We start from the raw sequence: 13,023 nt of genomic DNA, 5'->3' as shown, positions 1-13,023 counted from the left end.
CGACGCTCAGGGGTTACGGCCTCCCGAAGAACCGGGGTCGAGCCAGGCGTCAGGCCACCGTGTCCGCCACCGCCTTGACGGCTCCCTCGCGGACCAGTTCGTCCAGTACCGCATCCACGGCGCGACGGGCCCGCGCGACGATCTCGTCGACCTCCTCGCGAGTGGTAGTCAGCGGCGGCGCGAAGCCCAGGATATCGCCCTGGGGCATGGCGCGGGCGATCAGGTTCTCCTGCATCGCCGCGGCGGCGATGCGCGGGCCGACCTTCAGCGCCGGGTCGAAGGCCGCGCGGCGGCTCGGGTCGGCGGCGAACTCCAGGGCCGCCAGCATGCCCACGCCGCGCACGTTGCCGACGATGGGGTGGTCGCCGAAAGCGGCCTGCATCTGCTGCTGCAGGTAGGCGCCGGTCTCGGCGGCATTCTCGGTCAGCCCCTCGCGCTCGATGATCGCCAGGTTGGCCAGGCCCGCGGCACAGCCCAGGGCATGCCCGGAGTAGGTCCAGCCGTGGCCGATCGGGCCATACTCGCCGGTGCCCTGCTCCAGTACCTGCCACACGCGGTCACCGACGATCACGCCGGAGAGCGGCTGGTAGGCGCTGGTCAGGCCCTTGGCCACGGTGATCAGGTCGGGCTTGATGCCGTAGAAGTGGCTGCCGAAGTCGGTGCCGATGCGCCCGAAGCCGCAGACGACCTCGTCGGCGATCAGCAGCACGTCGTACTTCGCCAGCACCGCCTGGATCTCGGCCCAGTAGCCTTCCGGCGGAGGCACGATACCGCCGGTACCGAGCACCGGCTCTCCGATGAAGGCGGCCACGGTCTCCGGCCCCTCGGCCAGGATCATCTCCTCGAGCCTGGTCGCGCAGTGCCTCGAGAACTCCCGCTCGCTCATGCCCTCGAGCTCCGCGGCACGCTGGTAGTAGAACGGCGCCTCGGTGTGGCGGATGGTGTCGATGGGCAGGTCGAAGTGATCGTGGAACGCCTTCAGCCCGGTCAGCGAGCCGGAGGCGATGCCGGAGCCGTGGTAGCCGCGCATCCGCGAGATGACCTTCTTCTTCTGCGGCAGCCCGCGCACGTTGTTGTAGTAGCGCACGATCTTGAGCTGGGTCTCGTTGGCATCACTGCCGGACATGCCGTAGTAGACCTTGGACATGCCGGGGCCAGCGAGCTCGAGGATCTTCTCGGAGAGGGCGATCTGCGGCTCGTTGGAGTGCCCCACATAGGTGTGGTAGTAGGACATCTTCAGGGCCTGCTCGTAGATGGCCTCGGCCACCTCGCTACGGCCGTAGCCGATGTTGACGCAGTAGAGGCCGGCAAAGCCGTCGATGAACTCGCGGCCATCCTTGTCGACGACATGGATCCCCTTGCCGCCGGTGATCACGCGGCCCGGCGCATCGCCGTGGGCGAAGTCGCGCAGGTGGGTGGAGGCGTGGAAGGTCACCTTGCGGTCGCGGTCGATCAGGTCCTGGTGCTGCTGGTTCATCTCGTGTTCTCTCTTTTCTCGTGCTCCCCGGCATCCCGCCGGGGAGAAGGTTCATCGATGTGATCGGGAAATCAACTACCCGATACGGAGCCCAGGGCGCCGAGGCAGTAGTACTTCGTCTCCAGGTACTCGTCGATGCCGGTCACCCCGCCCTCGCGGCCGAGGCCGGAGTGCTTGACACCGCCGAAGGGCACGGGCGGCCCGGTCATCTTCACCGAGTTCACCGAGACCATGCCGAACTCCAGCGCCCGCATGATCTTCCAGATGCGGCGTATGTCGTGGGTGTAGATATAGGCCGCCAGGCCGTACTCGGTGTCGTTGGCCATCTCGATGACCTGGTCATCGTCGGCGTAGGCGGTGATGCCGGCCACCGGGGCGAAGCTCTCCTCGTGCCAGATCTTCATGTCGTGGGTCACGTCCGTGAGCAGCACCGGCATGAAGAAGTTCTCGCCCGGCGCCTGGCTCTGGTCGCCCGCCACCAGGGTGGCGCCCTTGGAGATGGCGTCATCGACGATGGCCGCGGCCTTCTCCACCGCCTGGCGATGGATCAGCGGCCCCAGGTCGATCTCGCTCTCCAGGCCGTTGCCCACGGTCAGCGCCGCCATGCGCTCGGCGAAGTGCTCGACGAACTCGTCATGGATCGACTCGTGGACCAGGATGCGGTCCGCGGCGAGGCAGTCCTGACCGGCGGTCTGGAACTTGGCCGCCACCGCGGCGAAGGCCGCCTCCTTGGGATCCATGTCCGGCCCCACGATAAAGGGCGCGTTGCCACCGAGCTCCAGCGAGACGCGCTTGACCGTGTTGGCGCACTGCTCCAGCAGCAGCCGGCCGACCCGGGTGGAGCCGGTGAAGGAGAGTGCCTTGACCCGGTCCTCGGCGCACAGGATCTTCGACACCTCGGCGGGCTCGCCCAGCACCACGTTGAACACCCCGGCCGGGATGCCGGCGCGCTCGGCGAGCTCGGCCAGCGCCAGCGCCGAGAACGGCGTCTCGCCGGCCGGCTTGACGATCACCGTGCAGCCGGCGGCCATGGCGGCGGCGGCCTTGCGGGTGATCATCGCCAGCGGGAAGTTCCACGGGGTGATCAGCGCGGCGATGCCCACCGGCTCCTTGATGGTGCCCAGGGCCGCGTTGGGGATATGGCTGGGGATGGTCTCGCCGAAGGTGCGCTTGCCCTCCTCGGCGAACCAGCGCACGAAGCTGGCGCCGTACTCCACCTCGCCACGGGCGTCGGGCAGCGGCTTGCCCTGCTCCAGGGTCATGAGGGTGGCGAGGTCCTCGCGATGGGTCTGCAACAGGTCGTACCAGGCCAGCAGCCGCTCGCAGCGCTCGTCGGCGCGCAGCGCGCGCCAGTGCACGAAGGCGGCCTCGGCGGCATCCACCGCCGCGGTGATCTGGTGGGCCTCCAGCCAGGGAATGTGCCCCAGCGCCTCGCCGGTGGCCGGGTCGAACACGGCCTCCTCACGGCCGCCCTCGCCATGGGTCCACTTGCCGTCGACATAGGCGTACTGGCGAAACAGGCGCGGATCGCTGAGCTTGCTGGACAGAGTCATGCTATACCTCCCCTGACGCACCGGCCGCATCGAGATTGTCGGGCCGGTGTGGAAAAAACGGGCGAGCCGCCTCTTCGGCAGGGCGGCTCGATGGGTACAGGATAAGGGCTTTGGCGGGACGGGACTTTTCGTTACCGGCGGCGGACGGCACAGGATTTTTTGTCCTGTGCCGGAAACGTGCGGTTTTTTCTGTGGCGCGGGGACGGTGGGGCGCCGGGCGCCGTCAGCCCGCCGGCGGGTTGCGCAGTGCCTCCTCGGTGAAGACCAGCAGGCCAAGCTCCGGGCGATAACCGTGGATCTCGGTGACGTCCAGGGCCTGCAGGAAGTAGAGGATCTCCTCGCTGACCACCTGCCCGGGGACCAGCACCGGGAAGCCCGGCGGGTAGGGGATCACGAAGCTCGCCGAGACCACGTCGCGGCCGGTGCGCATCTGGGCCTGGAGCTCGCCGTTGTCGAAGCGCAGGTACTCGGTGTTCTCGTCGTCGTAGCTGAGGAAGTAGGCCTGGCGGATGTCCCCCTCCGGCGTATTGCCGTCGGGGTCGGGGCGGAAGGCCGCATGGAAGCGGCTGAAGTCCGGCAGCGGTGGCAACTCCTTGGTCAGCGAGTGGACGCGGTTCTCGATGATCTTGCGCTCCGGCCGGCTGCTCTCCTCCCAGCGATACTCGAACTCCTTGGCCAGCTTGAGCAGCACGTCGAGCAGGTAGGCGATGGAGCCCCGGGTGGTGCCGATGTTGGTCATGAACAGTACGGTGTTGCGCGAGGTCTTGTTGATCTGGATGCCGTACTTGTTCATCAGGTATTCGTTCTTGAAGGTATCGCCGTCGATGCCCGTGGCGCCGATGGCGATGGTGATGCGGCTGGGGTCGACGACGAACTCGTCATTGGCCCAGGCCTCCTCCATCTTGTTCCACCCGGTGACCGGGTCGTAGAAGGTCTCGACCCCCGACTGCCGGTACTCCAGCGGCACCATGTCCTTGTTGACCAGCACCCGGAAGTACTTCTGCAGCAGCGGGTGGGTATAGAGCTGCTCGCGCAGCGACAGCGCCGCCTCCACCTGGGCGTGCACCAGCTCGAAGCCCTCCATCTCGGCCTGCATGCGCCCCACGTCCAGCGAGGCGATGATCTGGTAGTTGGGCGAGGTCGAGGTATGGGTCATGTAGGCCTCGTGGAACGGCGCCTCGACCTTCTGGCGGTAATCCTGGTCCCAGACGTGGATCATCGACCCCTGGCGCAAGGAGGTCAGGGTCTTGTGGGTGGAGTGGGTGGCATAGGCCCGGATGCGTACCGCGTCGGGGTCGGGCAGCAGGGGCCGGTCGAGCCAGGTGGCATCGTCGTCGGGGTCGAGGGTATCGAACTCCGCCTTCCAGGCGTCGTACTCCGCGCGATAGGCCTCGCTGCGATAGCGGTCACGCAGGGTGCGGGCGGCATGCATGGCGGTGCGCGGCCGATAGGTCGGGTTGAAGCCGGCGAAGGCGAACCACGCCTCGTCCCACAGGAACACCAGGTCGGGCTTGATGGCCAGGCACTCCTCCATCACCCGGCGCACGTTGTAGACCACCCCGTCGAAGGTGCAGTTGGTGAGCAGCAGCATCTTGACCTTGTGCAGATTGCCGGCGCGCTTGTACTCGAGCAGTGTCTTCTTGATCTCCCTGAGCGGCACCGCGCCGTACATGGAATAGTCATGCAGCGGGTAGGAGTCCAGGTAGCTGACGTGGGCGCCGGCCAGCACCATGCCGTAGTGGTGCGACTTGTGGCAGTCGCGGTCGATCAGCACGATGTCGCGCGGCTTGATCAGCGCCTGCACCACGATCTTGTTGGCGGTGGAGGTGCCGTTGGTGACGAAGAAGCTCTGCCGCGCGCCGAAGGCACGGGCGGCATACTCCTGGGCCTTCTTGATCGGCCCGTAGGGCTGCAGCAGCGAATCCAGCCCGCCGGAGGTGGCCGAGGTCTCGGCGAGGAAGATGTTGATGCCGTAGAAGTCGATCATCTGCCCGGCCCAGTGGGAGCGGGTGATCGACTTGCCCCGCGAGATGGGCATGGCGTGGAAGACCCCGGTGGGCTTCTTGCTGTACTCGCGCAGGGCGTCGAAGAAGGGCGTGCGATAGCGGTTGTCGATGGCACGCAGGATGGTGTGGTGCTGCTCGATGTAGTCCGTCTCGCGGTAGAAGATGCGATTGAAGTGACGGATGTCGCGGCTGGCCGTGGCCTCCACGTCGCCGCTGGTGACCAGGAACTGGTCGATCTCGGGGCGCAGCTCGTGGATCATGGTGCTCAGCAGGATGCTGCGCTCGGCCTCGGACTGCTGCTCCAGGGACTGCTCGGAGATCCCCTCGAGGTAGCTGCGCAGGGCGCTGAGGTTGTACTTCGACTTGTAGGGGAACTCGTAGCGGATCAGGCAGGCCTGGATGTTGGGGTTGACCAGCACCGCGATCAGCGCATCCTCGAAGCTTCTCACCGTGACCACGTCGTAGACGAAGCGGTCCTCGGGACGACGCATGTTATGGAAGGCCTCGCGGACCACCTCCTCCTCCGGGGCCGAGAGGTTGTCGACGATCAGCAGCTCGAAGTAGGGCTGGGCCGAGCTGTTCGACGCCGGGTGCCCGCGGCGCAGCTGCGCCAGGGCATCGAGGGTCTCGAGGTCCTCGGCATCGGCATCGGTCTCGCTGAGGTCGACGTGGCGCCGCCGGTAGGACTCGCTGATCAGCGCGCGCACCAGGCGCTTGACCACCTTCTCCAGCAGCCCGTACTCCTCGCGGTCGAACAGCGACCAGAGGTGACGGAAGTCCTCCTTGGAGGGGAAGGCGTGGTAGTCCTCGATGATCTCGAGCCGCGTCAGCTTGACGTCGACCGCCTTGACCAGGTTCTTGGCCCGGCCCTCGTCGTCCAGGCGCACCAGCCGCCCGAGATCGCGCTTCAGCGCGTTCCAGGTGTCGGCGCGCAGCTGGGAGATCTTGTGGTAGAAGCCCAGGGCGGTATAGGGCGTCTCGGTAGCACTCGTCTCAGGCATGGCAACACCCATCCTTGCTCTTGTTGTCGGGGGATCGATCGGTCGGTCAGCCGCTGTGCAGCCCGCGGGTGCCGTAGCGCACGGTGATCCGCTCCTCGGGAAAGTCGTCGAAACTCAGGTCCAGGGTCATCCCGGGCCAGTGGAACTGGGCATGCCCCGAGCGGGGGCGGTAGACCGCGGTATAGACGGTCCCCAGGCCACGCCGGTAGTCGTGGCGGAAGAGTGGCGGGGCCGAGAATGCCGCGATCAGCCGTTCCTCGGTGGTGGCCTCGTCGTCCACCAGGATCGACAGCTGGCGCTCGCGGATCAGGGTCTCCGAGGCCAGGGCATGGGCATACCACTCGATCTTCTTCTGGTGGTTGGTGGCCACCGGCACGCGGCGGATGCTGGCGCGGCGATCCGGGCCGATCATCGCCGTCACGTAGCGCCCGGCGGCGTCGGCCACGGTGATGTTGTAGGCCATGTGGGTGGGCACCCGCGCCAGCACCTCGGCCGCCTCGGGCACGCTGTCGCAGAACTCCAGCAGGTAGCGCAGGATGATCGGCGCACCGAAGCCCTCCCCCACCGCCTTGCGCCCGCCGAAGGCCAGCGACACGGCGAGCCCGCGGTCGTTCATGCCATCGAGCACGCCCCACAGGCAGTCGGACATGGCGATCACCCGCCGCTCGTTCCAGTGCGTGTAGAGGATCGTGCCCTCGCACAGCTCCGGCGGGTAGTCGTAGTTGCGCGCCAGCACTGTGGAGGCGGGGCTGGCGAGCACCGCCTGGGAACAGCCGGTGATGTAGGGCGGCGGCTGGTAGAGGCTCAGGAAGCGCGCGGCCAGGTCGCCACCGCCGGCCAGGTCGCAGAGCGCCCGATAGGTATCGAGCAGCTCCGGCATGTGCCGGCGCAGGGCGTTGTAGCAGGCGAGATACCCCGGCCGCTCGCGCTCCCCCTCGCTGAGGTACCACTGCTCGTAGGCCGGCCAGTGGTACTCGAAGAGCGCCTGCCACCGGGCACCGGCCTTGGCCTCGTGCACGGTGCGAAAATCGAGCATCTTGTCCATGTCGGCCGCAGGCACCTCCCGGGGCGAAAGGGAAACGGTCCCGGAGCTCACAGGATCTTGAAGTTGCCGCCGCCGACGGCATGGCTGACGGCCACCTCCTCCACCACCGGGTCCTGCAGCGACTGGCCGGCGTACTGGCCACGGATGCCGTCGATCCACGCCTTGGCGCGCTCGTTGAGCTGGAAGTCGTCGTCCATCAGTCGGCCGCGGGTGATCAGGATGCCCAGGTCCGCCCCCTCGTAGCGGAAGTCGCCCGCGCCGCTGATGCGCAGGAAGAAGCCCTCGCTGTCGTTCTCGGCGGCATGGGGATGGTAGCTGTAGTGGTCGTAGCTGACGCTGCCGTCGCCGGCCATCTTCCACACCCCGGTGCGCGGCGCCTGCGTCAGCAGGTCGACGCTCTCGTCGGTATGCTTGATCACCAGCTGGCTCCAGCTGTCGACGCTGTCGGGATGCGACCAGCGCTCGTTGATCTCGTTGATGTCGAGGTCGAAGTCGACGTCCGAGAACTCCAGCAGGTGGAAGAGGAACAGCGGGATGTCGGAGTGGGCGAAGGCCGCCACGTTGGTCAGCGAGCTGGCCCCGGTGACGCGCGGATTGAGCTCGCCCAGGTAGACCTCGCCGTTGTCCATGTCGATCAGGAAGTCGAGCTCGAAGTAGCCACGGTAGCCCTCCTCGCGCAGCGCCTCGCCGAACTTGAAGGTGTACTCCCGGGCCTTGTCGCGGATCTCCTGGGTGAAGGCGCCGGCGAACATCTCGTTGCCGCACCAGCCGCCCTTGTAGGGCGTCAGCGACTTGAAGCCGACGAGCTCGGTCATCAGCGGCCCCACCACGGTACCGCAGCGGGTGGCGCAGGCCTCGATGGCCGAGCCGCGGCAGTTGATGCGCTTCATGATCTTGACCTCGGACTCGGCCTCGATCTCCTCGGCGTGCTTGTAGTAGTCGTCCTCGCTGGCGATGAAGAAGGTGGTATGACCGGAGTCGCCAAAGGCGGTCTGCACCACCAGGTCATTGCCCAGCTCCTTGCTCACCTCGCAGAGCTCCTGGTAGCTGCCGACCCGGGCCAGCACGTTGGGCACGCTGGGCACCCCGGCCTTGTTGCCGATGCGCACGGTCTCGATCTTGTTGTCCATGCGTTGACGCAGCGCCGCCGGAGGGAATGCCACCCGCAGTCCGAGCTGCTTGCAGACCTCCTCGGTATGCTCGTCGAACATCAGGAAGGCCGCCACGCCGGCATTCTCGCCATCCGAGCGCGACTGAATGAAGTCGATCACCTCCTTGTGCTCGAGGAGGTAGTTGTTGATGTCCTCGATGCTCTCGAAGTCGCGGGGGAACTTCTCCTTGGGCACGAAGACGTTGCGCTGCTGCCCCTCGAAGCAGTCGATGTAGTTGATATGGCGGAAGTTGCCCACCCAGTCACCGATCCCCAGCAGGTTGAAGTTGGTGGCCGAGATGAAGTAGATAGGCTCCTTGTTGTTGAGGAAGTGGCGGCGGACATCGGCAATGGTTGTTATTTTGCTCATCGTGGTCGCTCCATCGGTGACGGGGGAGGCGCCGGGCGCCTGGTGCGCGGCAGGGGCCGCCGGGGGATTGTGGAACAGGCGGCACAACCATCGAGTCAGTGCCTCCAGCATGGGATCTCCTCTTCGCTGCACCGCCCGCAGGCGAGGGTCAGTACTCCTCGATGTCGGCGCGCAGGGGCTTCTGCAACGGGCCGAGGGTATCGAGGAAGGGGGTCGAGCCGTTCTCGGTACGGTAGATCGAGAAGTCGACGGCTCGCTCGCGGAAGCTCTTCAGCGGCTGGCCGAGGCCACGCAGGCCGGTCTCGCGCTCGCGTCGCACGCGGTTCAGGTCCACCTCGATGGGCATGACCTCCTCGCCGGTGCCCGCCTGGTGGATGACGTCGCCGGAGGGGCCGACCACGATGGAGCGGCCGTTGCCGATGGCGCCGGCGCCGTTGATATCGAAGAAGTAGCACTGGTTGACCGCGGCATTGGTGCGGGCAATGGAGAGCTCGATATCGCGGTCGATGGTGTCGGTCATGGTCGGGTGCAGGATCACCTCGGCGCCCATGGCGGCCAGGGTGCGAGTGGTCTCGGGGAACCACATGTCGTAGCAGATCGAGACCCCGAAGCGGGCGACGTTGGGCACGTCGAAGGTGACGAACTCGCTGCCGCTCTCCACCCCTGCCTCGTAGGGGCGGAAGGGGAACATCTTGCGGTAGCGGGCCACCACCTGGCCGTGGGGATTGATCACCGAGAGGGTGTTGAAGACGCCATCGCCGGTCTTCTCGAACATCGAGCCGGGGATCAGCCAGATGCGATGCTGCTCGGCGATCTGGCAGAACAGGGCCTCGGCGCTGCTGGGCATCGGCTGGGCGTGGTGCGGCGATGCCCCCATGGGCATCAGCTCGCTGAACAGGACCATCTGCACCTGGGGGAAACGGCTCATCAGCACGTCGATCCGGTGGCGCATGGCCTCGGTGTTGTCACCATGGTGCAGGGCATGCATCTGCACGCCGGCAATCGTGAAATAGGACATCTTGGTCTCTCTGCGTCAGGCGATCTCGGAAACTTCCAGGGCGCTGTCAACTATCCAACAAACATGACCGGCACCTTCGGGAGCATGCCGGCGGGATCGCCCGGCCGGGTGAGCCTCGGCCCACCCCCTGTCACCAACTTATGCCACAAGGGCCGCAGTGACATCAACGCTGAACTTTCGCTGTATCGAAATGATGGGGGAAGAGGAAAGGGCTCAGGCCAGGTCGTCGGGCGAGAAGCCCGGGGCGGGACGTTTCACCGTCTTGGTGACGATATAGGTGAAGTAGCGCTCGATGCCGGCCTCCCCGGTAAGCCAGGCGTCCATCAGACGCTGGTAGGCATCGATGGAGTCGGTCTCGAACTTGATCAGGTAGTCGACGCCACCACCCACGGCCACGCACTCGGTGACCTCGGGGGTGGCGTGGACCAGGGCCTCGAAGCGGGCGAAGCTCTCGGCGTTGTGGGCCTTGAGCTCGACCTGCACCCACACCGGTGTGCGCTTGACCAGCGCCGCGGCATTGATGCGGGCGCTGTAGCCCTCGATGATGCCGGCCTTCTCGAGCCGGCGAACCCGCTCCCAGCAGGGGCTGACCGAGAGGTTGATCGCCTCGGCCAGCTTCGACTTGGTGATGCGGCCGTCGCGGGAGAGGATCTCGAGGATCTTCAGGTCATAGCGGTCGAGTTTCATCGGTGTCCCGGCATCCTCAGCCCAGCGAGTCGACGACGTCGGCGATCACCGCGATGGTGTCGCCCATGTTGACCAGCGCCGGATGGCGCCGGGCCGCCAGCACGCCGCTGCGCCCGGCGCGGTACGCCACCGGCGCGGTGCCGCTGCGCGTCATGTCGTAGACCCGGGCCACCACCTCGCCCTCCTCGACCCGCTCGCCCAGTGCGTGGCAGAGCTCCAGTACGCCGGAGTGCTCGCTCTGCACGTAGCAGCTGGCATCGGGCATGTCGAGGTAGACCTGGGGCTCGCCCGGCATCTCCACCTCGCCGGGGACCAGGCCGTAATGGATCAGGAAGTTGCGCACGCCGCGCTCGGTGATCGCCATGGTCTCGGGGGTGGAGGTGCCGCCGCCACCGAGCTCGGTGGCCACGAAGACCTTGCCCTGGCTCTCCACCGCGGTGTCGAAGAGCGCCGCCGCGTCGAGCTCGAACATCATCATGGCGTAGGGGGCACCGAAGGCCTTGGCACCCTCCAGCGCCTGGCGCTGCTGCTCCGGGTCGTCCAGCACGTGGGAGGCGCCGAAGGGGATGATGTCCAGGGTGCGCCCGCCGGAGTGCAGGTCGAGCACCACGTCGCACATCGGGACCATCACCCGGGTGAAGTAGTCGGCGATCTTCTCGGTCACGCTGCCGTCGGGGTCGCCGGGGAAGCTGCGGTTGAGGTTGCCGCCGTCGAGGCCCGAGGTGCGCTTGCCGGCCATCACCGCGGGGGTGTTCATGCAGGGCACGATGATCACCCGACCGGTGACCTCCTCAGCCTTGAGCTCGCTCGACAGCTTGAGCAGCGAGGTGATGCCCTCGTACTCGTCGCCGTGGTTGCCGCCGGTCAGCAGCGCCGTGGGGCCCTCACCGTTCTTGACCACGGTGACGGGGATCATCACCGCCCCCCAGGCCGACTCGTCCACGGAGATCGGCAGCTTGAGGAAGCCGTGCTGGACGCCGTCGGCATCGAAGTCGACGGTCGCGGAGATGGGGCTGGGACGCTTGGTCATGTCAGGGAACTCCTTGTTCTGTGTTTGCGGACAAACGCTCGCGGCTGTTCCGGCGATAGGCCCCGAAGTGTCGGACCATCAGGCAGGCGCTGTGAACCCATCCCTGGGCGCTACCGATGCCCTGCTTCGCTCTCGCGTCCTGCTCCGCTTTCAGGACCTGTGCTGGCCATCCATGGCCAGCCCGTTCGAAGCGGTGCTTCTCACCCCTGGCATAGGACCTCACTTCCGGCCTATCCCCGGCGCCCCTCGCTGTGACCGTTGCCGCTTTCTCTCAGCGCACGAAGAGCTGGCGCGGGAAGTCGGCCAGGGTCTCGCAGCCGGTCTCGGTGATCAGGATGCTCTCGGTGATCTCCAGACCCCAGTCGTCCTCCCACAGGCCCGGCATGAAGTGGAAGGTCATGCCGGGCTGCAGGATGGTCTCGTCCGAGGGGCGCAGGCTCATGGTGCGCTCGCCCCAGTCCGGGGGATAGCTGATGCCGATGGGATAGCCGCAGCGCGCGCCGCCGCGGTCGAAGCCGTACTTGTCCATGGCCGCGCCCAGCGCCATGGCGATGTCCGCGGTGCGGTTGCCGGGCTTGGCCACGGCCAGGCCATTCTCGATGCCCTCGAGCAGGGCCGATTCGGCACGCACGAACTCCTGGGGCGGCCTGCCGAGGAAGACCGTCCGCGACATCGGCGCATGGTAGCGCTTGAAGACCCCGGCGATCTCGAAGAAGGTGCCCTCGCCCTCGCGGAACGGCGTGTCGTCCCAGGTCAGGTGCGGGGCGGCGGCGTCACTGCCGGTGGGCAGCATGGGCACGATGGCGGGATAGTCGCCGCCGTAGATCTTGCCCTGCGCGTCCCGCCAGCCCTCGATGCCGACGCGATAGATCTCCGAGACCAGCTTGCTCTTGGGCAGGCCCGGCTCGATCACCTCGAGGATCCGCGTGTGCATGCCCTCGACGATCTTCGCCGCCACGCGCATGTACTCGACCTCCTGGGGCGACTTGACCGCACGGCACCAGTTGACCAGGGCGTTGGCATCCATGAAGCGCGCATGGGGCAGCTCGCGCAGCAGGCACTGGTAGGCCTTGGCCGAGAAGTAATAGTTGTCCATCTCCATGCCCACCACCCCCTCGTGCCAGCCGCGGTCGGGCAGGATGGTCTGGGCGAGGTAGTCCATGGGATGCATGTCCGGATTCTGCACGTAGTAATCCGGGTAGTAGGTGATGTTGTCCGGGTCGATCCAGCAGGTCCGCAGGGCGCCATTGGCGTCCATCCGGCGGCCATACCACACCGGTTCGCCTTCCAGGCCCACGAGCACGCACTGGTGCACGTAGAAGGACCAGCCGTCATAGCCGGTCAACCAGGCCATGTTCGAGGGATCACTGACGATCAGCACGTCGATACCACGGCTGGCCATCTCGGCACGCACCTTCCACAGGCGGGTCGCGTACTCCTCACGAGTGAAGGGCAGGGAAACCTGGATCATGAAGCCACTCGCCATCGCATCATCAAGAAAATCGGCCTTCTCTGCCGCGAGAAGGCCGGGCCGGGGGCCGGATCACTGACACGGGGCCGGGCCGCATCAGGGGTGCGGCGGGCATTCCGGACAGCCGCTCGGTTCCCTCGGGTGGAGGTTACTGCCAACCCATGGTGGGCGGTCAAGCATTTCCTGATGCTCTGTCACGAATGCCCTGTCACGCT

At 66.7% G+C, this 13,023-nt stretch carries 9 protein-coding genes; all 9 read right to left on the bottom strand.

All coding sequences use genetic code 11. The annotated features are described in order from the left end of the window. Nucleotides 1-49: 49 nt before the first annotated feature. The 9 genes from SCI24_RS12850 to doeA all read right to left on the bottom strand — a co-directional run bounded on the left by SCI24_RS12850 (nucleotide 50) and on the right by doeA (nucleotide 12,808). Entirely contained in the window at nucleotides 50-1,477 is a 1,428-nt protein-coding gene (locus SCI24_RS12850; protein ID WP_318725751.1) for an aspartate aminotransferase family protein, read from the bottom strand. Nucleotides 1,478-1,548: 71 nt separating this feature from the next. Then, the gene (locus SCI24_RS12845) at nucleotides 1,549-3,030 is read right to left on the bottom strand and encodes an NAD-dependent succinate-semialdehyde dehydrogenase (RefSeq protein WP_318725750.1); all 1,482 of its coding nucleotides are present in this window, start codon (nucleotides 3,028-3,030) and stop codon (nucleotides 1,549-1,551) included. A 223-nt stretch (nucleotides 3,031-3,253) separates the two neighbouring features. Beyond that, nucleotides 3,254-6,037, bottom strand: a complete 2,784-nt coding sequence (locus SCI24_RS12840) for an aminotransferase class I/II-fold pyridoxal phosphate-dependent enzyme (RefSeq protein WP_318725749.1) — start codon at nucleotides 6,035-6,037, stop codon at nucleotides 3,254-3,256. Between the two features lie 46 nt (nucleotides 6,038-6,083). After that, nucleotides 6,084-7,082, bottom strand: a complete 999-nt coding sequence (locus SCI24_RS12835) for a C45 family peptidase (protein ID WP_318725748.1) — start codon at nucleotides 7,080-7,082, stop codon at nucleotides 6,084-6,086. A gap of 47 nt (nucleotides 7,083-7,129) precedes the next feature. After that, nucleotides 7,130-8,602 carry a biotin carboxylase gene (locus SCI24_RS12830; protein WP_318725747.1) on the bottom strand — a complete coding sequence of 491 codons (1,473 nt, stop codon included), beginning with the start codon at nucleotides 8,600-8,602 and terminating at the stop codon, nucleotides 7,130-7,132. A 148-nt stretch (nucleotides 8,603-8,750) separates the two neighbouring features. After that, complete coding sequence (locus SCI24_RS12825; protein WP_318725746.1) at nucleotides 8,751-9,620, bottom strand: carbon-nitrogen hydrolase family protein; 870 nt, start codon at nucleotides 9,618-9,620, stop codon at nucleotides 8,751-8,753. A gap of 213 nt (nucleotides 9,621-9,833) precedes the next feature. Then, a complete protein-coding gene (locus tag SCI24_RS12820) occupies nucleotides 9,834-10,307 on the bottom strand; it encodes an Lrp/AsnC family transcriptional regulator (protein ID WP_278032986.1) in 474 nt (157 codons plus the stop codon). A gap of 16 nt (nucleotides 10,308-10,323) precedes the next feature. After that, nucleotides 10,324-11,337: a N(2)-acetyl-L-2,4-diaminobutanoate deacetylase DoeB gene (gene doeB / locus SCI24_RS12815; protein ID WP_318725745.1), complete on the bottom strand. Its 1,014-nt coding sequence runs from the start codon at nucleotides 11,335-11,337 to the stop codon at nucleotides 10,324-10,326. A gap of 271 nt (nucleotides 11,338-11,608) precedes the next feature. Continuing rightward, the gene (doeA, locus tag SCI24_RS12810; RefSeq protein ID WP_318725744.1) at nucleotides 11,609-12,808 is read right to left on the bottom strand and encodes an ectoine hydrolase DoeA; all 1,200 of its coding nucleotides are present in this window, start codon (nucleotides 12,806-12,808) and stop codon (nucleotides 11,609-11,611) included. Nucleotides 12,809-13,023: the final 215 nt, after the last annotated feature.

This window comes from Halomonas sp. (assembly GCF_033549285.1).
GTDB lineage: Bacteria > Pseudomonadota > Gammaproteobacteria > Pseudomonadales > Halomonadaceae > Halomonas.
Note: the sequence above shows the minus strand (reverse complement) of the source record. Positions and strands in the feature narration are given on the sequence as shown.

Bases quoted from the DNA above. Each gene is read 5' to 3' on its own strand.
- SCI24_RS12830 (WP_318725747.1), bottom strand. From the start codon at position 8,602: ATGAGCAAAATAACAACCATTGCCGATGTCCGCCGCCACTTCCTCAAC.
- SCI24_RS12850 (WP_318725751.1), bottom strand. From the start codon at position 1,477: ATGAACCAGCAGCACCAGGACCTGATCGACCGCGACCGCAAGGTGACC.
- SCI24_RS12835 (WP_318725748.1), bottom strand. From the start codon at position 7,082: ATGGACAAGATGCTCGATTTTCGCACCGTGCACGAGGCCAAGGCCGGT.
- SCI24_RS12840 (WP_318725749.1), bottom strand. From the start codon at position 6,037: ATGCCTGAGACGAGTGCTACCGAGACGCCCTATACCGCCCTGGGCTTC.
- doeA (WP_318725744.1), bottom strand. From the start codon at position 12,808: ATGATCCAGGTTTCCCTGCCCTTCACTCGTGAGGAGTACGCGACCCGC.
- doeB (WP_318725745.1), bottom strand. From the start codon at position 11,337: ATGACCAAGCGTCCCAGCCCCATCTCCGCGACCGTCGACTTCGATGCC.
- SCI24_RS12825 (WP_318725746.1), bottom strand. From the start codon at position 9,620: ATGTCCTATTTCACGATTGCCGGCGTGCAGATGCATGCCCTGCACCAT.
- SCI24_RS12820 (WP_278032986.1), bottom strand. From the start codon at position 10,307: ATGAAACTCGACCGCTATGACCTGAAGATCCTCGAGATCCTCTCCCGC.
- SCI24_RS12845 (WP_318725750.1), bottom strand. From the start codon at position 3,030: ATGACTCTGTCCAGCAAGCTCAGCGATCCGCGCCTGTTTCGCCAGTAC.